The following is an 18857-nucleotide window of genomic DNA, read 5'->3' as shown; positions in this document are numbered from 1 at the left end:
GCCAGAGACGCCAGACCGAGCAGGCCCACGAAGAACAGTTCGAGCGCGACGGTATCCATGCGAACAGTCTAGGTGAGGAACCATCGCTCGCGCCGCGCGGCGCTAGCCGGGAACGAGAGCGGCAAGTCCGAACCCCAGGCTGATGACGCCCATGACAAGGGCGGCGCCGAGGACGCTCGCCGCGACGCGCTCGGTGAATCCCTGGGACCGGCCCGACCAGAGCTGGATCGCGAACCCCGCGATGAGGCATCCGCCCAATCCGACGCCCAGCCACGCCGCACGCCAGTCCGGCGTCGCGAAGATGCCGACGACGATCGCGATGACGGCCGCAAGCACCCACACGGCGACGATGCCGCCGAAAGTGCGGCGGGGGGCGAGTTCAGGCACGGCCACGCGTCCCATCATCGCGCAACAACCCGCGCTGCGCACGCGAGGCGGCGCGGGTGGTGGGCGTGTCGACCGAGGACATGCGAGCCGAGCGCCCCTCCCCCACGCCCTACACTGGGGTTCGCGGCGCACCCCCCTGCGCCGGGAAGGCGATCCATTGGCACAGCTCCTGGTTCTCAGTTCCACACACGGAGGCGGCCCCGTCCTGCCCTCGCTCGAACTGCTGAGCCACCGCGTGCGCCTGATCCCCGCTGAGCCCGCCCAGCTCGTGAACGCGCCGAGCGCCGACATCATCTTCGTCGACGCGCGCGTCGACCTCGTGGGCGCCAAGTCGCTGTGCAAGATCCTCAACACGACGGGCCTGGACGCCCCGCTGGTGCTGATCGTGACCGAAGGCGGCCTGACCGCCGTCTCCCCCGACTGGGGCGTCGACGACGTCATCCTCTTCACCGCCGGCCCCGCCGAGGTCGACGCCCGCATCCGCCTCGCCGTCGGCCGGCAGTCGGCCGAGCAGGTGTCGACGCGCATCCAGACCTCGGGGATCACGATCGACGAGTCGTCGTACTCGGCCAAGGTGCACGGTCGTCCGCTCGACCTCACGTACAAGGAGTTCCAGCTCCTCCACTTCTTCGCGACGCACCCGTCGCGCGTCTTCACCCGCGAGCAGCTGCTGAGCGAGGTGTGGGGCTACGACTACTTCGGCGGCACGCGCACGGTCGACGTGCACGTGCGGCGCCTGCGCGCCAAGCTCGGCGACATGGAGCAGCTGATCGGCACCGTCCGCAACGTGGGCTACCGGTTCAACGTCTACGAGGACGAGCCCGAACCCGCCCCCCGCGAGCGCACCGACGCCTGATCGGGGCGGCGCATCGCCCCTCACCGAGTGTTCGAGGGACGGCTGTCGAGGTGGGCCCACGCGCCCGAGGCTCCGCGCAGCGCGAAGCGATGCGTGGAGAAGGCGTGGGGATCGTTCACACTCTCGTCACGTCACCCTGCAATGATGAGTGGATGATCGAACCCGAGGTGCTCGACGCCGGCCTGGGCGATGCGGACGACGACGACTTCGACCTTTCGGAGGTCTTCGACTCGCAGCTTCCCGACCACCGCTACCTGGATCGCGAGCTGAGCTGGCTCGCGTTCAACCAGCGCGTGCTGGAGCTCGCGGAGGATCCGCACCTGCCGACGCTGGAGCGGGCGAACTTCCTGGCGATCTTCGCCAGCAACCTCGACGAGTTCTTCATGGTGCGGGTGGCCGGCCTCAAGCGCCGCATCGTCACGGGCCTCGCCCTTCCGACGAACGTGGGGCGCTCGCCGGCGGACGTGCTCGGCGACATCTCGGCCGAGGCGCACCGGCTGCAGCTGCGGCATGCCGAGGCGTGGACCGCGCTCGTGAAGCCCGCGATGGCGGAGGCCGGGATCGAGGTCGTCTCGTACGAGTCGCTCGACCCGTCCGAGCGCGAGGCCCTCTACGACTACTTCCAGGCGCAGGTGTTCCCGGTCCTCATGCCGCTCGCGGTCGACCCGGCCCACCCGTTCCCGTACATCTCGGGCCTGTCGCTCAACCTCGCGATCCGGATCCGCAGCGCCCGCACCGGGCGTCAGGAGTTCGCGCGCCTCAAGGTGCCGCCGATGCTCCCCCGCTTCGTCGAGCTGCCGCCCATCGATGGCACGGTGCGCTACCTGCCGCTCGAGGACCTCATCTCGAACCACCTCGACGACCTCTTCCCCGGCATGGAGGTGCTCGACCACCACGCCTTCCGCCTCACGCGCAACGAGGACGTCGCGATCGAGGAGGACGAGACCGAGAACCTCATCCAGGCGCTCGAGGCCGAGCTGCTGCGCCGCCGCTTCGGCCCGCCGATCCGCCTCGAGATCACCGACGACATGGACGACGTGACACTCGACCTCCTCCTCAAGGAGCTCGACATCACCGAGCAAGAGGTCTACCGCCTCCCTGGTCCGCTGGATCTGCGCGGCCTGTTCGACCTGCGCATCGACCGTCCCGACCTGCGCTTCAAGCCCCACCTGCCGACGACCGCGCTGGCGTTCCAGCCGGGCGACAACAACGAGCGACCCGACATCTTCGCCTCGATCCGCAAGGGTGACGTGCTCGTGCACCACCCCTACGAGTCGTTCGCGACGAGCGTGCAGGCGTTCCTCGAGCAGGCGGCGAAGGACCCGCACGTGCTCGCGATCAAACAGACCCTGTACCGGACGTCGGGCGACAGCCCCATCGTCGAGGCGCTGATCGACGCCGCCGAGGCCGGCAAGCAGGTGCTCGCACTCGTCGAGATCAAGGCGCGCTTCGACGAGGCGAACAACATCGTGTGGGCGCGCAAGCTCGAGAAGGCCGGCGTCCACGTCGTCTACGGGTTGGTCGGCCTCAAGACCCACTGCAAGCTCGCCCTCGTCATCCGCGAGGAGAACGGGGTGCTGCGCAGCTACAGCCACGTCGGCACGGGCAACTACAACCCCAAGACGAGCCGCATCTACGAGGACTTCGGCCTCTTCACCGCAGACGACCAGGTCGGTCGCGATCTCACGCGTCTGTTCAACGAGCTGAGCGGCTACGCGATCGAGAAGAAGTTCAAGCGCCTGCTCGTCGCACCGCTCCACTTGCGCAAGGGCCTCCTGCGCCTCATCGACAAGGAGCGGCGGAACGCGCTGGCCGGCAAGCCCGCCGGCATCCGCATCAAAGTCAACTCGATGGTCGACGAGCAGATCATCGACTCTCTCTACCGGGCGAGCCAGGCCGGCGTGAAGGTGGAGGTCTGCGTCCGCGGCATCTGCTCGCTGAAGCCGGGCGTCGAGGGGATGAGCGAGAACATCACCGTGCGCTCGATCCTCGGCCGCTATCTGGAGCACTCGCGCATCTTCGTCTTCCACAACGACGGCGACCCCATCGTTTACATCGGCAGCGCCGACATGATGCACCGCAACCTCGACCGCCGCGTCGAGGCGCTCGTCCGCGTGTCGGCGCCGGCGCACGTCAAGGAGATCAACGACCTCTTCACGCTCTCGATGAGCGATTCCACGAGCTCGTGGCACCTCGGCCCCGACGGCGAGTGGGTGCGGCACAACCAGAGCGAGGAGGGAAAGCCGCTCCTCGATCTCCAGGACCGGACCATGACCAACGTGCAGCGCCGCCGGCGTGCACGCGCGGTGCGATGACTGAGACGGCCGTCTACGCGGCCGGGGGCGTCGTCTGGCGTGTCGTCGACGACAAGCTCCGGGTGCTCCTGATCCACCGCACGAAGTACCGCGACCTCACGCTCCCCAAGGGCAAGGTCGACCCCGGCGAGATGCTCGCCGAGACCGCGGTCCGCGAGATCCACGAAGAGACCGGCATCCGTGTCGCCCTCGGTGTGCCCGTCGGGGTGTCGCGCTACCGGCTCCCGAGCAAGCGCACCAAGATCGTGCACTACTGGGCGGCCGAGGCGACGGATGCCGCGATCCGCGCGTCGGCGTTCGTGCCGAACAAAGAGATCGCGGCGATCGAATGGGTCTCTCCGAAGAAGGCGCTGAAGCGGCTCAGCTACCCCGTCGACGCGGAGATCATGGAGCATTTCCTGCGGCTCGTCGACGAGCGCGTGCTGCGCACGTTCCCCATCGTCGCCCTCCGGCACGCCAAAGCTCTCACCCGCGAGGAGTGGGACGGGAAGGATGCCGCGCGGCCGCTCGCTGCCCGCGGCCGCAAGCAGGCGGCCTCGATCGTGGGTCCCCTGGTCGCGTTCGGCGTTCGCAGGATCGTGTCGAGCCCCGCTGCCCGATGCGTCAAGACCGTCGCACCGCTCTCGGCGGCCATCGGTCGTGAGATCGACACCACCAAGCTGATCAGCCAGGACGCGTGGGAGGACGGCAAGTCCGATGCCCGCACGGTGATCGGCGAGCGGGTGCGCTCGCGCAAGCCGGCGGTGCTGTGCAGCCACGGCCCGGTCCTGCCCGACATCCTCAGCGAGCTCGCCCTGGCGACGGGCACCCTGCGCGGCTCCTACCTCGGCAGCGCCTCGGCCCTCGAGCCGGCGGCGTTCTCGGTGGTGCACCTCTCGGTCGAGAACCCGGGCTCGGGCATCGTCACGATCGAGACGCACGAGCCGAAGGTGTGATGGCCCCCGCGAGGTCGATCGTCGACATCGCGTGGGTCGAAGTGCCGCCCGGTGAGCCGCGGCGCGCGCACGCGTGGCGACTGCTGCGGGCGATGCTGCCCGCCGACGCCGAACTGAGCAATCCGTGCCCCCGCTGCGGCGGACCGCACGGCCCGGTGACCGTCTCGCACGCGCCGTTCCTGGCCGGTGTCACGTACGCGGGCGGGTATGCGATCGCGGCCGTGGCGGCGACGCGGGATGCCGCGGCCCTCGGCGTCGACGCCGAGCCCGAGCACGACGCACGCCGCGACGCGGCCGGCATGACCGGCGTGCTCGGCGACCGCGAGGCGAGCGTGCGGGAGTGGATCCGCGTCGAGGCCGCGCTGAAGGCGGACGGCCGGGGACTCCGCGTGGAACCCTCGACGGTGACCGTGGCGCCGGCCGCGGACGGCTGGACGGCGACCGTCCCCGACGGCGAGGTCTACGCGGGTTGGGATGCGGCCGGGCCGCCGGGCATCCTCGTCAGCGTCGCGGTCCTCAGTCCCGGGAGCCCGGGAGTCTGAGCCACCGTCGCACCGCAGGTGCCGACGGGCGGGGCGGCAGCGGCGGGAGGGCCGCGGCGTCGAGCCACGTCGCGAGGAGCTCGACCGCCGCCGGGCCGGCAACCCGGGCGACGCAGTCGCGGAACGCCTCGGTGGTGGCGAGCGCGTGCCGGTGCTCGCGCACCCACGTGTGGAGGAGGTCGGCGAACACCTCCGCCCCGACCGTGCGGCGCAGCGCCTCCAGCGTGAGCGCGCCGCGCTTGTAGACGCGGTCGTCGAACATGAGCGCGGGGCCAGGGTCCGAGATGACGAGGTCCTGCGGCAGCGCCTGGAGACGCGCGTGGTGCTGGTCGGCGAGCGTCGCGATGCCGTCGCCGCCGGAGGCCTCCGACCACAGCCACTCGGCGTAGCACGCGAATCCCTCGTTGAGCCAGATGTCGCGCCAGCGCTCGACGCCCACGCTGTTGCCGAACCACTGGTGCGCGATCTCGTGCGGCACGAGGCGCGCGGCTTCGGGCTCGAAGTGGTTGGCGCCGAACACGACGAGTCCCTGCGCCTCGAGGGGGATCTCGAGCGGGTCGGCGGTGACGACGACCGTGCAGCCCTCTTGCGGGTACGGCCCGAACGCCTCCTCGAAGCAGTCGAGGATGCGCGGCACATCCGAGAACCACCGGCGGGCGGCCGTGACGAGCGGAGCCGGAGCCATCAACCGGACGGGTCCGATCGCGCTCTCGCGGTACGGGCCGATGTGGACGGCGGCAAGGTAGGTCGCCGTCGGCACCTCCGACACGAACTCCCAGCGGGTGAGCCCGCCGACGCGGACCGGCGGCTGCGGGACCCCGGTCGCCGCGACCGTGTACTCCGGATCGGTCGTGATCGCGATGCGGAACTTCGCCCGGTCGTCGGGGCGGTCGTTGCAGGGGAACCATGTCGGCGCGCCGACCGGCTGCGACGCCACGAGCACGCCGTCCTCCAGCTCCTCCCATCCGATCGTGCCCCACCGCGAGCGCCGAGGCCGCGGCGCACCCGCGTAGCGCACCTCGATGGAGAACTCCTCGCCCACCTCCAGCGCTTGGGGCGGCGTGATGCGCAGGGCCGAGGCATCCTGTGCGAACTTCGTCCGCGCGTCGCCGTCCACCCGCACCCGCGACGCGCGCAGGCCGATCAGGTCGAGCCGTACCGAGCGCGTCCGCTGGGTCGCGACCGCGTTGACGAGCGCGGTGCCCTCGAGCCGGTTGGTGTGCACGCGGTAGCGCAGGTCGAGGTCGTACGAGACGACGTCGAACGAGGCGTCGCCGCTGCGCGGCGTGTACGGATCGGGGCCGATCACGACGTCGACTGGTACGCGCGCACCTTGACCGCGCGCCACGGTCCGATCGGGTTGCCGCTCCAGCGGGAGCCGACGGGCACGCTCTCGCCGCGCATCACGAGCGACGCGGGGCCGACGGTCGCGTGGGCGCCGATCGATGCGGCCGGAAGGATCACGCTGTGCGGGCCGAGCGTCGCACCGGGTTCGAGTTCGACGGTGTCCATGCTCATGATTCGATCATGGAACAGGTGCGTCTGCACGACGCACCCGCGGTTCACCGTGGATGCCTCACCCAGCGTCACGAGGTCGGGCTCGGGCAGCCAGTAGCTCTCGCACCACACGCCGCGCCCGATGCGGGCGCCGAGGCTGCGCAGCCACACGGCGAGCGCCGGCGTGCCGGCGGCGGCGCGCGCGAACCACGGGGCGGCGAGCATCTCGGTGAAGGTGTCAGACACCTCGGTGCGCCACACGAAGCTCGACCACAGCGGCTGCTCCCCCGCGCGGATCGGGCCGACGAACAGCCACTTCGCCGCGGTCGCGATGCCCGCGGCGACCGCGCCCGCGCCCAGGAGCACGAAGCCCGACAGCAGGAACGTGATCCAGGGGCCGACGGTGTCGACCAGCGCGGCCAGCGCGAACAGCACGAGCAGGCCGAGACCGCACGTGACGACGACGGGGATGAACCGGCAGATCTCCCACAGCGACCTCGCGACCCGCAGCGAGGTCGGAGGGTTGTAGGTGCGGCTCGCGTCGCTCTCGTTCGGCTGGCGGCGCAGGCGCGTCGCGGGCGATCCCAGCCACGACGATCCGGCCTTCGCCTTCACCGGCGCCGACGACAGCACCGCGACGAGGCCGTCCTTGGGAACCGTGTGGCCGGGCGACGCCATGCCCGAGTTGCCGAGGAACGCACGCTTGCCGATGCGCACCTCGCCGAGCCGCAGCCATCCGCCGCGCATCTCGTAGGAGGCGACCATGGTGTCGTCGGCGAGGAACGCCCCGTCCTCGATGCGGGTCATCGCCGGGATGAGGAGGACGGTGGATGCCTCGACGTCGTGCCCGACCCGCGCCCCGAGCAGGCGCAGCCACACCGGCGTGAACAGGCTCGAGTAGAGCGGGAAGAGGATCGTCCGCGCGGAGTCGAGCAGGCGCTCGGTGGTCCAGGCCTGCCACCCGATGCGGCTGCGCACGGCGTGCGTGCCCTCGTGGAGCCCGATCGCGGCGAGGCGGACGCCCAGCAGCACAGCGCCGGCATAGACGACCCCGGTCACGAGCACCGCGGGCACGAGCCACAGAAGCGCCGCGCCGAGGGCGCTGCCGAGATCGGGAGCGCCGCGCATGCCGATCGCGAGCACCACGGCCCCGACGGCGAAACTCACGATGGGGAGGAGCCCCAGGGCCACGGCCGAGGCCGCGTACGCCCACAGCCACCGGCGCGCGGCTCGCGGGCGCTCGGTGGGCCAGCCCTCGGACGTGCCGCCGACGCGCACGGCGGGCGAACCGGCCCACGACTGGTTCGCGCGCACGCGGCCGAAGACGGCGGAGCCCGGCGCGATCTCGGCGCGCTGGCCGATCCGCGTGCCGGGAGCGAGGGTGCTGCGCGTGCCCACGGTCGCGTCGGCGCCGATGCGCACCTCGCCGATGCGCACGAGGTCGCCGTCGATCCAATAGCCGCTGAGGTCGACCTCCGGCTCGATCGAGGCGCGATCCCCGACCTTCAGCATCCCGGTGATCGGCGGCAGCGTGTGCATGTCGACGTCCGTGCCGATGCGCGCGCCGAGGGCGCGCGCGTAGTACGAGACCCAGGGCGCGCCGGCCAGCCCCACGGCGTCGACCTGATCCGAGATCTGCTCGGCGAGCCAGAGCCTCAGGTGCACCGAGCCGCCGCGCGGATAGTCCCCGGGACGCAGTCCCGCGAGGAGAAGGCGAGCGGATGCTGCGGAGATCGCCATGCGGCCGAACGGCGTGGCGAAGAGCACGAGGCCGATGACGAGCACCCACCAAGGCGCCGAGGGCAGGGCCTCGAATCCGGGGAACAGCTGGAGGATGGCCCCGGCCGTCAGCAGATAGAGGAGCCAGCGGACGCCCGAGAGGATGAACAGCGGGGCTCCGAGGAGCGACTGCACCCATTGCGTGGCACGGGGCGTGGGCTCCGGCATCCGGAATTCCCCCGCCTCCTCTCGCGAGAGGAACGGCTGCAGCGCCTTGGCCATCGCCCCGAGGCGTGGCACGTCGTAGATGTCGGCGACCGAGAAGTCGGGGACGCGCGCACGGATCCGGGAGACCAGCTGCGCGGCGGCGAGCGAGCCGCCGCCGAGGTCGAAGAAGTCGGCCTTGCGATCCGGGACCGGAAGGCCGAGCACCGCCTGCCACTGGTCGGCGAGCCATGCCTCGTCGGGGCTCAGGTCGGCGCGGGGGATGTCGAGGTCGGGCAGCGGCCACGGCAGGGCGGCGCGGTCGACCTTGCCGGAGGTGCGCACCGGCAGGTCGGGCACGACGGCGAGCAGCGGCATGACGCCCGCGGCCAGGCGTTCGGCGAGGTGGCCGCGGGCAGCGGCGCGGTCGAGCTCGCCGTCGACGACGAGGTAGCCCACGAGGACGGGGACGCCCGCGTCGCTCGTGCGCACGGCGGCGCTCGCGGCCGTCACCCCAGGAAGCTCCTGGAGCGCGTTCTCGACCTCTCCGAGCTCGATGCGCCGGCCGCCGACCTTGACCTGATCGTCGGCACGGCCCTGGAAGAGGAGGCCTTCGGGCTCGTAGCGCACCAGGTCGCCGGAACGGTACGCCCGATCCCACCCGAGCGTCGGCATGGGTGCGTACTTCTCGAGGTCCTTGACCGGGTCGAGGTAGCGGGCGAGCCCGACTCCGCCGATGATGAGCTCGCCCACGCCACCGGGCTCGACCTGGCGGTCGTCGCCGTCGACGACGGCCAGCGCCCAGCCGTCGAGCGGGAGGCCGATGCGCACCGGTCCCTCGCCGTCGAGGAGCGCCGCGCACGCGACCACGGTGGCCTCGGTCGGGCCGTACGTGTTCCAGACTTCCCGGCCGTCGGCGACGAGCCGCGCGACGAGCTCGGGCGGGCAGGCCTCGCCGCCGAAGATGAGGAGCCGCACGTTCTCGATCGCGTCGGCCGGCCACATCGCGGCGAGCGTCGGCACGGTCGAGACCACCGTGATCGCCTGGCGGATGAGCCAGGGTGCCAGGTCCTCGCCCGAGCGCACCAGCGAGCGCGGCGCGGGCACGAGGCACGCGCCGTGGCGCCACGCGAGCCACATCTCCTCGCACGAGGCGTCGAAGGCGACGGAGAGACCCGCCAGGACGCGGTCGCCCGGGCCGAGCGGTGCGCCCTGCAGGAAGAGTCGCGCTTCGGCGTCGACGAACGCGGCGGCGGAGCGGTGCGAGACCGCCACTCCCTTGGGCACGCCCGTCGAGCCCGACGTGAAGATGACCCAGGCGTCGTCGTCGACCGTGGGCGGCGGCACCGTGATGATCGCGTGCGTGCTCGGGTGCGGCGCGGCGCCGCCGAACAGGGCGGCGGGCTCCTCGCCGGCCGCGCCGGCAGGCGTGTAGGCGCCGCCCTCGCCGATCACGCCGTGGACATGCGCCTCCCCGAACACGAGCCGTGCCCGCTCATCGGAGTCGTCGGCATCCACCGGGACGTACGCCGCGCCGGCGGCGATCACGCCGAGGATCGAGATGTACAGCTCCTTCGAGCCGGAGGGCATCCGCACCCCCACCCGATCGCCCCGGCGGACGCCCGCCTCGTGCAGGAGCGCGGCGGTGCGACCCACCCGCGCCATGAGCTCGCGATAGCTGAGTGCGCCCGAGCCGTCGTCGAGTGCGGAGGCCTCCGGCGTGCGCTGCACGGTGGCGCGGAGGATGTCGAGCAGCGTGCGCGGCTCCGGTGCCGCGTCGATGCGATCCAGCGGTGCCGGCACGGCCGGGGGCGAATCGATCGAGCTCACGTCAGGACAGCAGGGTGAGCAGCTCGGCCTTGGTGAGCCGCGAGTAGCCGGTCCGGCCCGCGGCACGGGCGCGCTCGCGCAGCTGCGCGACGGTGAGCGTGGCGAGATCGGACGAGGTGGACGCTGCGGCAGCGGCCGGCGTGACCGCGGGCTTCGGCGCACGCGGGGCGCGAGTGCGGGTCGTGGTGCGCTTCGCGGGTGCCTTCGGGGCGGCAGCGGGCGCCCCTTCTGCCGCCGATGCCTCTCCGACGGGAGGAGCTTCCGCGACGACGGCTGCTGCGGCGGTGGGCTCCGGCGCCGCGGTGGCGGCAGCATCCGTGTCCGCCTCGCCGGAGGCGAGCTCCGCCTCGAGGACGCGGTCGGCCTCGAGCGCCTCCTGCTCGGCCTTGGCGGCGGCGCGCTCGGCCTTCGCGGCGGCCTTCTTCAGCGCCTTCGCCTCGGCGGCACGCGACTGGGCCTCTTCGGCCGCCTTCGCCGCCTCGGCGGCGGCGCGCTCGGCCTCCGCGCGCAGACGCGCCTTCTTCTCTGCCTTCACGACCGCGGCGCGGGTGGCCTTGCGGACGCGATCCTCGGCGCGGTGCGCCTTCTTCGCCACCTTGCGCGGGTTCTTGCGGATCGCCTTCTTCGACACGTCGACGTCGTCGACGGTCTCGGCCGCGACGTCGCGCAGCTTCTTCGCACTCTTCGCGGGGAGGGTCTTGGCGACCCGGCGGGCCTTCTTCGCGGCGGACTCCGCATCGTCGATCGCGTCGATGGCCTTGCGCTGTGCTTTCGTGGTCTTGCTCATGCGAGGAACCTTAGCGGGCGCCGGTGAACAGCCGGAGCTTGGTGACGCGGAATTCCGCGGAAGCGTGCCACCGCGTGTCAATGCCGATGCATGGATGTCGGCATCCCGTTCACCTTCCGTTCACCCGCACAGCGCAGTCTCTTAAGAGTCCGAGCCTACGTTTCAGAGCGAACCCCGCACCGGGTTCGAACCCGAAGGCCGTTTCGGCCTGTTTCCCTGACACGTGAAGGATTCACACAGTGAAGATCTCTCGCATCGCCCAGGTGGGCGCTGTCGCCGCAGTCGCGGCTCTCGCTCTCGCCGGCTGCGCCTCGAACGAGACCCCCGGCGGCACCGCCGACGAGACCACGGCCGCGTCGAACCTCTCCGGCGAGATCTCGGGTGGCGGCGCGTCGTCGCAGGAGGTCGCGGTCCAGGCCTGGACCGCCGGCTTCCAGACGGCGAACCCCGACGTCACCATCAACTACGACCCGGCCGGCTCCGGCGCGGGCCGCGAGTCGTTCCAGGCGGGCGCCTTCCCGTTCGCGGGTTCGGACCGCGCCTTCAAGGTCGAGGAGATCGAGGCCGGACCGTTCGACTCGTGCGTCGACGGCTCGGGCATCATCGAGCTCCCCACCTACATCTCGCCGATCGCGATCATCTTCAACGTCGAGGGCGTCGACTCGCTCAACCTCGACGCCGCGACCGCTGCGGGCCTGTTCGCCGGCACGATCACCAACTGGAACGACCCGGCGATCGCCGCGCTCAACCCCGACGCGACGCTTCCCGACCTGGCCGTGACGCCGGTGCACCGCGCCGACGACTCGGGCACCACCGAGAACTTCACCGACTACCTCTTCCAGACCGCCGGTGACGTGTGGACCTACGAGCCCGACGGCGTGTGGCCGTCGACGCCGGTCGCCGGTGAGGCCGCGCAGGGCACCTCGGGTGTCGTCTCGGCCGTCGCGGGCGGCAACGGCACCATCGGCTACGCCGACGCGTCGCGCGCTGCCGAAGAGGGCCTGTCGACCGCAGCCATCCAGGTCGGCGACGAGTTCGTCGAGTACTCGCCGGAGGCCGCTGCCGCGATCGTCGACGAGTCGCCGTTCGAAGAGGGCCGTGGCGAGGGCGACCTCGCGATCGCCCTGGAGCGCACCTCGGACGCCGCCGGTGTGTACCCGATCGTCCTCGTCAGCTACATGATCGCGTGCCAGGAGTACGCGGACGCGGCTGTCGCGCCGATCGTCAAGGGCTACCTCCAGTACGTCGCCAGCGCCGAGGGCCAGGACGCGGCTGCCGCCGCCGCCGGCAACGCGCCGATCTCCGACACGCTGCGCGAGCAGGTCAACGCCGCGATCGACCTGATCGTCGTCAAGTAAGACCCGATACCCGGCCCGGTCGCACGACGACCGGGCCGGGTATCACCCTGAGACCCGATTCCAGAAGGACACCATGACCACGACGACCGCCCCCGCGACGGGCAAGGTCAAGCAGCGGCCAGGCGACCGCTGGTTCTCGGGAACCGCGCTCGGCGCCGGTGTGATGATCCTCGTCACGCTCGCCGCCGTCGCGATCTTCCTCATCATCCAGTCGATCCCGGGCCTCACCGCGACGAGCGAGACCGCCAGCATCCTCTCCGGGAACTTCTGGGAGTACGTCTGGCCGCTCGCGTTCGGCACCGTGTGGGCGTCGTTCCTGGCGCTCCTGATGGCCGTCCCCCTCGCGGTGGCCGTCGCCCTCTTCATCTCGCACTACGCACCGCGCCGCCTCGCGCAGGGTCTCGGCTACATCGTCGACCTGCTCGCGGCGGTGCCCTCCGTCGTGTTCGGCCTCTGGGGAATCCTGGTCCTCGCCCCCGCCGTGCAGCCGGTCTACGCCTGGCTCAACGCCAACATGGGGTGGTTCCCCCTCTTCAGCGGCACCGTCTCGAGCACGGGCCGCACGATCTTCACCGCCGCGATCGTCCTCGCGGTCATGGTCGTGCCGATCATCACGGCCATCTGCCGCGAGATCTTCCTGCAGACGCCGGTCCTCCACGAGGAGGCCGCCCTCGCCCTCGGTGCGACGCGCTGGGAGATGGTCCGCATGGCCGTGTTCCCCTTCGGCCGCAGCGGCATCGTGTCGGCGTCCATGCTCGGCCTCGGTCGCGCACTCGGAGAGACGATGGCGGTCGCCATGGTGCTCTCGGTGGCCAACGTCGTCACCTTCCAGCTCTTCACCTCGGAGAACCCCGGCACGATCCCCGCCAACATCGCGCTGACGTTCCCCGAGGCCTACGGCCTCAACATCAACGTCCTCATCGCGACGGGCCTCATCCTCTTCATCGTCACCTTCGCCGTCAACGCCATCGCCCGATGGATCGTCAGCCGGCGCAAGGAATTCTCGGGAGCGAACTGACATGACCGTGACGACCGCTCCTCCTCAGCCTCCTCAGGCGACGGCACCGGTGCGCGAGACGCCCCGCCTGACCAGCGGCCGCCTGCCCGTCTGGGCGCCGTGGGCCATCCTCATCGGCAGCCTCGTGGCCAGCGGGATGCTGTTCGCGATCATCGCGATGGGATCCGGCGAGGGCTTCAACCTGGCCGGCTGGGCCGTCGTGGCCGGCCTGCTGTACCTCGTGCTCATCACGGTGATCTCGTCGCTGGTCGAGGGTCGCCGCAAGGGCGTCGACCGCCTCGTGACCGGTGTGGTGGCGATCGCATTCCTCATCGCGATGGTCCCCCTCGTGTCGGTGGCCATCACCGTCGTCGTCAACGGCGTCGCGGGCCTGTCCGCCGAGTTCTTCACGTCGTCCATGCGCAACGTCGTCGGCGAGGGCGGCGGTGCGCTGCACGCGATCGTCGGCACCGTGCTCATCACGCTCGCGGCGGCCGTGATCTCGATCCCGATCGGCATCTTCACCGCCATCTACCTCGTCGAGTACGGGCGTGGCGGGCGTCTGAGCCGCGGCATCACCTTCCTCGTCGACGTCATGACGGGCATCCCGTCGATCGTCGCCGGTCTGTTCGCCTACGCGGTCTTCGCCCTGATCTTCGGTCCCGGCATCCGCATGGGCATCATGGGCTCCATCGCCCTCTCGGTGCTGATGATCCCGGTCGTCGTCCGCTCCACCGAGGAGATGCTGCGACTGGTCCCGAACGAGCTGCGCGAGGCGTCCTACGCGCTCGGCGTACCGAAGTGGCGCACGATCTCGAAGGTCGTGCTGCCCACCTCGATCGCCGGCATCACGACGGGCGTCATGCTCTCGATCTCGCGCGTCATCGGCGAGACCGCGCCGCTGCTGCTGACGGCAGGCGTCGCGACCTCGATGAACTACAACCTCTTCGAGGGCCGCATGATGACGCTCCCCGTGTTCGCATACTCGCAGTACATGAACCAGGGCATCCCGGCGCAGGCCTACATCGACCGCGCCTGGGCCGCCGCGTTCATCCTCATCGTCCTTGTGATGCTCCTCAACCTCATCGCGCGCATCGTCGCGAAGGTCTTCTCGCCGAAGCTCGGCCGCTGAGCGTCCTCACCCGAAAGAATTGACAGGAACCATGTCCAAGAGCATCGAAGTCAACGACCTCAACGTCTACTACAGCGACTTCCTGGCCGTCGAGGGCGTCTCGCTCGACATCGAGCCGCGCAGCGTCACCGCCTTCATCGGGCCCTCGGGCTGCGGCAAGTCGACGTTCCTGCGCACCTTGAACCGCATGCACGAAGTGATCCCCGGCGCCCGCGTCGAGGGTGAGGTGCTGCTCGACGGCGACAACCTCTACGGCGCCAACGTCGACCCGGTGCTCGTGCGCCGTCAGGTCGGCATGGTGTTCCAGCGCCCCAACCCGTTCCCCACGATGTCCATCAAGGAGAACGTGCTCGCGGGCGTGAAGCTCAACAACAAGAAGATGTCGAAGTCCGACTCCGAGGCGCTCGTCGAGAAGTCGCTCCAGGGCGCCAACCTCTGGAACGAGGTCAAGGACCGTCTCGACAAGCCGGGTTCGGGCCTGTCGGGCGGCCAGCAGCAGCGTCTGTGCATCGCGCGCGCGATCGCCGTCTCGCCGGAGGTCATCCTCATGGACGAGCCGTGCTCGGCGCTCGACCCGATCTCGACGTACGCCATCGAGGAGCTGATCGGCGAGCTGAAGAACGACTACACGGTCGTCATCGTCACGCACAACATGCAGCAGGCCTCGCGCGTGAGCGACAAGACGGCGTTCTTCAACATCGCCGGCACCGGCAAGCCGGGCAAGCTCATCGAGTACGACGAGACCAAGACGATCTTCACGACGCCCTCGGTCCAGGCCACCGAGGACTACGTCTCGGGCCGCTTCGGATAAGCCCGTACGACTCCACGAAGCCCCTCGCCGTATGGCGGGGGGCTTCGTCGTCATGCGGGGGGCTTCGTCGTCATGCGGGGGGCTTCGTCGTCATGCGGGGGCGGTCGCCAGGGCGAAGAGCGTCTCGACCAGCGGGCGCGGGTCTGCCGCGGCATCCCACCCGCTCGACACGAGCTGCTGGTAACCGATGACCGCCGCGACGACGATGACGGCGCGCCGTCGGGCTTCGCGACCAGGAACGCCGGATGCCTCGAGCAGACCGGTCAGGTACGAGACGCGCCGCTCGGTGACGGCTTCGACGATGTCGCGCACGTCCGCCGCGGCGGCGTCGGCGTAGAGGGTCCGCTCTCCCGAGCGCTCGCCTGTGCGGTGCGCGATGATCTCGAGCAGCGCGGAGAGGCGGGACTGCGGATCGGAGATCGTCTCGACCTCGGCGATCAGCGCCTCGGTCTCGCGGTCGCGCCACGTCTCGAGCACCGCATCGACGAGCGCCTGCCGGTCGGCGAAGTGCCAGTAGAACGACCCCTTGGTCGCGCCGAGCTCCCGCGCCGTCGGCTCGACGGCGACCGCGCGGATGCCGTCGTCGCTGAACCGCCGGTACGCCGCGTCGACCCAGTCCGCTCGGGTGAACCTTGCCATGTCCGTACGGTACCGTATAGTTTTCTCCACAGGACCATACGTAAGCGTATGGTCGCGAGGAGCTTCGCATGAGAGAACCCGCCTTCTGGTCGCTCGCCCTGGTCGACATCGCGGATCCCGATTACACCCAGGTGTGGGTCGACGTGCTGCCGGCCCACGCCTCGGCCGATCCGTCGGCGTGGGCGCGCAACCTGCTGTCGACGTCTGCCCTCCCCCGCTGGATCGCGCTCGCGCTGGCCGGTCTCGCCGCCCTACGTCGACGCCCCGCCCGCTGCGACCGCCTTCGCGTGACCCGTGTCGAGGGAGACGAAGCGCTCGTCGCCGTGAACGCCCGCCGCCTCGACGTGCGCGTCGGGGTGGGCGTCGACGAGCAGAGTTCGCTCGTACGCGTGGTTGCCGCGATGCGCTTCAAGGGCGCCGGTGGACGCCTCGCGTCGCTGCCCGTGCGCGCCGGTCTCGCACTGCTCGCGCGCGGCGCGATCGCCCGCGCGCGCCGCGACATGTCGGGCGTGACGAGGTGAGCTCAGGGCTCAGTCGCGCGGACTCAGCAGATACCGGTTGAAGGATGCCGTGAGCTCCGCGTCCAGCGGGACCTCGACGCCGTCGATCGCCGTGATCGGCGCCGCGAGCCGCACGCTGGACACCAGCCACGCAGCATCCGCTTCGCTGAGCGCGCTCGTCGGAAGCACCTCGTAGCCCGCCTCGTGCCCCTGTGCTTCGAGGTGGGCGAACAGGCTCAGCTGCGTCGTGCCGTGGAGGATGCCGCCGTTGGGCGCCGGGGTGACGAAGCGCCCATCGATGCGGAGGATGAGCGACGCTGTGGGCGCCTCGAGCACGAAGCCGTCGGACGTGACGAACACGGCATCGTCAGCGCCGCGCCGCTTCGCCTCGCGGATCGCGGCCATGTTGACGGCGTACGACAGGGTCTTGGCGCCCAGGAGCAGCCACGGCGCACGCGCGGGGGTGTCGATGCCGTAGCCGCGGTCCATCGTGACGACCCGGATGCCCTTTTCGCGGGCGATCGAGTTGTCGGCGGCGGCCGTCGCGGTCACCCACGCGGTGGGCGCCGGACCGTGTTCCACGCCGCGGCTCAGGATGAGCTTGATGACGCCCTCCCCCTCGCTCGGCGAGTGCTGGGCGGCGACGGCGACGGCCTGACGCCACTGCTCGAGGTTCGGGGCGGGGAGGTCGCAGATCTGCGCGGAGTGCGCGAGTCGTTCGAGGTGCGCCTCGGTTTCCTGCGCGTGGCCGTCGACGACCCCGATCGACTCGAAGATGCCGTCGCCGCGCTGCGTGCTCAGCTCGCCGACGCTGAGCGCCGGGGCGGACGGATCGATCACGCGGAACGAGTCGGTGAAATCGGGACGAGGATCATCGGATGCCGCGGGCTCGATCACGAGCGCGAAACGCAGGGCCATGCTCCCGAGCTTAGGCGTTCGGGAATGCCACACCCTCGGACTCGGTTACACTGGATCGGCCGGGCCGCAGTAACCCCGGGCTCCAAAATTTGCCGCTTCGAGCGGCACCGCGCCGAGAGGCGTTCTGCGGCCCGGCACTTTCATGCCCGGACGCACCCGCTCCGCCGGGCGAGAATCGGGGATCCGGCGAGAACCGGCCCGATCCGGCCGGAATGGCCGAGTCTCGCCCGATCTCCGAGTTTCGCGGGCTGCCTTCGGCCTCAGCTCAGGGCGTCGCGGCGCCAGAGGGCCGCGCACGCCGTGAGGTCGGCGGCGTAGTCCGAGAGCCGCAGGGCGCGGGTGGTGAAGGTCGACGCACGCTCGGGCTCGGTCGTCTCGTAGTCGTCGGCGACGTGCGTGGCGCCGGACGCCTGCACGCGGCAGAACGCGGCAGCGCGGTCGAGCGCGACAGCGAAATCGCCCTCGAAGAGCCCGCGCAGGATGGTGTCGACCAGCGCGACGAGCTCCTCCGGACCCGCGGGTGACGGAGCGCCCGCCACCACGTCGTCGGCGGAGCGGAGCTCGGCACGGCCGCGCTCGTAGAGGAGCGCGGCCGTGCGCGGGTCGTCGTGGATCATGAGCTGCACGAGGTACAGCCGCCACAGGGCGCCGGGAAGCGTCTTCGCGGGCGACCGCGACCACAGCTCGGCGAGGTCGTCGATGCCGTGCTCGTCGGTGAAGGCGACGAGCCGGTCGACGACCGTGCCGTCGGGGTCGGCCCGCACGCGGGCGAGCAGGGCATGCGCGGTCGTGTGCGCGACGCGGGAGACCTCGGCCGGGTCCTCGGCGGCGAACACGCGGTCGAAGAGTTCGGCCGGTCGGCGGACGGGCTTGTGGAACTCCCTGGACGAGTCGCTCATTCCGTCCAGGCTACTCGCCGCCACGAGCACGGGCTCGCGCTGCATGGCGGCGACCCACGGCAGGCACACGTCGCGCGCCCGTCTCAGACCTGGTTGAGGCGGATGTGATTGCCCGCCGGGTCGCGGAACGCGGCGTCGCGCGGACCCCACCCCTGCTCCTTGGGCTCCTGCAGCACCTCGGCGCCGAAGGCGCGCAGCTTCTCGAAGGTGGCGTCGAGGTCGGACGTGGTGAACACGTAGGGTCCGGGGCCCGATCCCTTCACGACGAGGCGCTGCAGCGCGTCGCCGTCCTCGGGCGAGCGGCCCGCGGTCGGGTCGGAGACCACGAGCGACAGGCCGGGCTGGCCGGGGAACCCGAAGCTCACCCAGCGGTGGCCGTCGTAGGCGACGTCGTTCACGACCTCGAGGCCGAGTCCGTCGCGGTAGAAGGGGATGGCGGCGTCGACGTCGTCGACGGTGATGGGGCTGTACGCCAGGGCGATGTTCGTCATGGCTGCCACGCTACGGCGACGCCGCCCCGCGCGCTTCTCC

17 protein-coding genes are annotated in these 18857 nt (G+C 70.9%); 9 read left to right on the top strand and 8 right to left on the bottom strand.

From position 1 onward, the window contains the following. Positions 1–102: 102 nt before the first annotated feature. On the bottom strand, positions 103–393 hold the full coding sequence (locus ACFC1K_RS16855) for a hypothetical protein (RefSeq protein ID WP_310292522.1): 291 nt from the start codon (positions 391–393) through the stop codon (positions 103–105). Positions 394–544: 151 nt separating this feature from the next. Between ACFC1K_RS16855 and ACFC1K_RS16850 the strand changes: the two genes are divergently transcribed. The 4 genes from ACFC1K_RS16850 to ACFC1K_RS16835 all read left to right on the top strand — a co-directional run bounded on the left by ACFC1K_RS16850 (position 545) and on the right by ACFC1K_RS16835 (position 5035). Then, positions 545–1243 (top strand): response regulator transcription factor, encoded by a 699-nt coding sequence (locus ACFC1K_RS16850; protein WP_310292520.1) that lies wholly within the window; start codon positions 545–547, stop codon positions 1241–1243. A 152-nt stretch (positions 1244–1395) separates the two neighbouring features. Continuing rightward, a complete protein-coding gene (locus tag ACFC1K_RS16845) occupies positions 1396–3558 on the top strand; it encodes an RNA degradosome polyphosphate kinase (protein WP_375872488.1) in 2163 nt (720 codons plus the stop codon). Beyond that, the gene (locus ACFC1K_RS16840) at positions 3555–4493 is read left to right on the top strand and encodes an NUDIX domain-containing protein (protein ID WP_310292516.1); all 939 of its coding nucleotides are present in this window, start codon (positions 3555–3557) and stop codon (positions 4491–4493) included. The genes ACFC1K_RS16845 and ACFC1K_RS16840 overlap by 4 nt, the downstream gene beginning before the upstream one ends. Beyond that, on the top strand, positions 4493–5035 hold the full coding sequence (locus ACFC1K_RS16835; RefSeq protein ID WP_375872487.1) for a chemotaxis protein CheY: 543 nt from the start codon (positions 4493–4495) through the stop codon (positions 5033–5035). Before ACFC1K_RS16840 ends, ACFC1K_RS16835 begins: the two co-directional genes overlap by 1 nt. Here ACFC1K_RS16835 and ACFC1K_RS16830 read toward each other — a convergent pair. From ACFC1K_RS16830 to ACFC1K_RS16820, 3 genes are read right to left on the bottom strand one after another with little or no spacing between them, the layout of a single operon-like run. Then, positions 5010–6344: a M1 family metallopeptidase gene (locus ACFC1K_RS16830; RefSeq protein WP_375872486.1), complete on the bottom strand. Its 1335-nt coding sequence runs from the start codon at positions 6342–6344 to the stop codon at positions 5010–5012. The genes ACFC1K_RS16835 and ACFC1K_RS16830 overlap by 26 nt on opposite strands. After that, complete coding sequence (locus ACFC1K_RS16825) at positions 6341–10285, bottom strand: Pls/PosA family non-ribosomal peptide synthetase (RefSeq protein WP_375872485.1); 3945 nt, start codon at positions 10283–10285, stop codon at positions 6341–6343. Before ACFC1K_RS16825 ends, ACFC1K_RS16830 begins: the two co-directional genes overlap by 4 nt. Position 10286: 1 nt before the next feature. Beyond that, positions 10287–11072: a hypothetical protein gene (locus tag ACFC1K_RS16820; protein WP_375872484.1), complete on the bottom strand. Its 786-nt coding sequence runs from the start codon at positions 11070–11072 to the stop codon at positions 10287–10289. Positions 11073–11311: 239 nt separating this feature from the next. On the opposite strand from ACFC1K_RS16820, the gene pstS reads away from it, so the two are divergent. The 4 genes from pstS (at position 11312) to pstB (ending at position 15370) form a co-directional block, all read left to right on the top strand. Then, positions 11312–12430, top strand: a complete 1119-nt coding sequence (pstS, locus tag ACFC1K_RS16815; protein ID WP_310292502.1) for a phosphate ABC transporter substrate-binding protein PstS — start codon at positions 11312–11314, stop codon at positions 12428–12430. A gap of 73 nt (positions 12431–12503) precedes the next feature. Continuing rightward, positions 12504–13448, top strand: a complete 945-nt coding sequence (gene pstC, locus ACFC1K_RS16810; RefSeq protein WP_310292500.1) for a phosphate ABC transporter permease subunit PstC — start codon at positions 12504–12506, stop codon at positions 13446–13448. Between the two features lies 1 nt (position 13449). Continuing rightward, positions 13450–14559, top strand: a complete 1110-nt coding sequence (pstA, locus tag ACFC1K_RS16805) for a phosphate ABC transporter permease PstA (RefSeq protein ID WP_375872483.1) — start codon at positions 13450–13452, stop codon at positions 14557–14559. A gap of 31 nt (positions 14560–14590) precedes the next feature. Further along, entirely contained in the window at positions 14591–15370 is a 780-nt protein-coding gene (gene pstB / locus ACFC1K_RS16800) for a phosphate ABC transporter ATP-binding protein PstB (protein WP_045298071.1), read from the top strand. Positions 15371–15460: 90 nt separating this feature from the next. Here pstB and ACFC1K_RS16795 read toward each other — a convergent pair whose 3' ends face one another. Then, entirely contained in the window at positions 15461–16009 is a 549-nt protein-coding gene (locus ACFC1K_RS16795) for a TetR family transcriptional regulator (RefSeq protein WP_310292495.1), read from the bottom strand. Positions 16010–16077: 68 nt separating this feature from the next. Here ACFC1K_RS16795 and ACFC1K_RS16790 point away from each other — a divergent pair, with 68 nt between their 5' ends. Then, complete coding sequence (locus ACFC1K_RS16790) at positions 16078–16530, top strand: hypothetical protein (RefSeq protein WP_375872482.1); 453 nt, start codon at positions 16078–16080, stop codon at positions 16528–16530. A 9-nt stretch (positions 16531–16539) separates the two neighbouring features. Here the strand turns inward: ACFC1K_RS16790 and ACFC1K_RS16785 are convergent, their stop codons facing one another. From ACFC1K_RS16785 to ACFC1K_RS16775, 3 genes are all read right to left on the bottom strand, one after another. After that, entirely contained in the window at positions 16540–17427 is an 888-nt protein-coding gene (locus ACFC1K_RS16785; RefSeq protein WP_375872481.1) for an aminodeoxychorismate lyase, read from the bottom strand. Between the two features lie 260 nt (positions 17428–17687). Continuing rightward, entirely contained in the window at positions 17688–18326 is a 639-nt protein-coding gene (locus tag ACFC1K_RS16780; RefSeq protein ID WP_310292486.1) for a DNA-directed RNA polymerase subunit beta, read from the bottom strand. Between the two features lie 83 nt (positions 18327–18409). Further along, complete coding sequence (locus tag ACFC1K_RS16775; RefSeq protein ID WP_056369457.1) at positions 18410–18817, bottom strand: VOC family protein; 408 nt, start codon at positions 18815–18817, stop codon at positions 18410–18412. Positions 18818–18857 lie beyond the last annotated feature (40 nt).

The sequence above is a fragment of the Microbacterium sp. NPDC056057 genome (genome assembly GCF_042266945.1).
Classification (GTDB): Bacteria; Actinomycetota; Actinomycetes; order Actinomycetales; family Microbacteriaceae; genus Microbacterium; species Microbacterium trichothecenolyticum_C.
The sequence above is the reverse complement of the archived record's forward strand: the minus strand, read 5'-3'. Positions and strand labels throughout refer to the sequence as shown.

What these genes read in the sequence shown, in the direction of transcription:
- ACFC1K_RS16845 (WP_375872488.1), top strand. Translation starts at nt 1,396, where the DNA reads ATGATCGAACCCGAGGTGCTCGACGCCGGCCTGGGCGATGCGGACGAC.
- ACFC1K_RS16840 (WP_310292516.1), top strand. Translation starts at nt 3,555, where the DNA reads ATGACTGAGACGGCCGTCTACGCGGCCGGGGGCGTCGTCTGGCGTGTC.
- ACFC1K_RS16835 (WP_375872487.1), top strand. Translation starts at nt 4,493, where the DNA reads ATGGCCCCCGCGAGGTCGATCGTCGACATCGCGTGGGTCGAAGTGCCG.
- ACFC1K_RS16820 (WP_375872484.1), bottom strand. Translation starts at nt 11,072, where the DNA reads ATGAGCAAGACCACGAAAGCACAGCGCAAGGCCATCGACGCGATCGAC.
- pstC (WP_310292500.1), top strand. Translation starts at nt 12,504, where the DNA reads ATGACCACGACGACCGCCCCCGCGACGGGCAAGGTCAAGCAGCGGCCA.
- pstA (WP_375872483.1), top strand. Translation starts at nt 13,450, where the DNA reads ATGACCGTGACGACCGCTCCTCCTCAGCCTCCTCAGGCGACGGCACCG.
- pstB (WP_045298071.1), top strand. Translation starts at nt 14,591, where the DNA reads ATGTCCAAGAGCATCGAAGTCAACGACCTCAACGTCTACTACAGCGAC.
- ACFC1K_RS16795 (WP_310292495.1), bottom strand. Translation starts at nt 16,009, where the DNA reads ATGGCAAGGTTCACCCGAGCGGACTGGGTCGACGCGGCGTACCGGCGG.
- ACFC1K_RS16790 (WP_375872482.1), top strand. Translation starts at nt 16,078, where the DNA reads ATGAGAGAACCCGCCTTCTGGTCGCTCGCCCTGGTCGACATCGCGGAT.
- ACFC1K_RS16785 (WP_375872481.1), bottom strand. Translation starts at nt 17,427, where the DNA reads ATGGCCCTGCGTTTCGCGCTCGTGATCGAGCCCGCGGCATCCGATGAT.
- ACFC1K_RS16780 (WP_310292486.1), bottom strand. Translation starts at nt 18,326, where the DNA reads ATGAGCGACTCGTCCAGGGAGTTCCACAAGCCCGTCCGCCGACCGGCC.
- ACFC1K_RS16775 (WP_056369457.1), bottom strand. Translation starts at nt 18,817, where the DNA reads ATGACGAACATCGCCCTGGCGTACAGCCCCATCACCGTCGACGACGTC.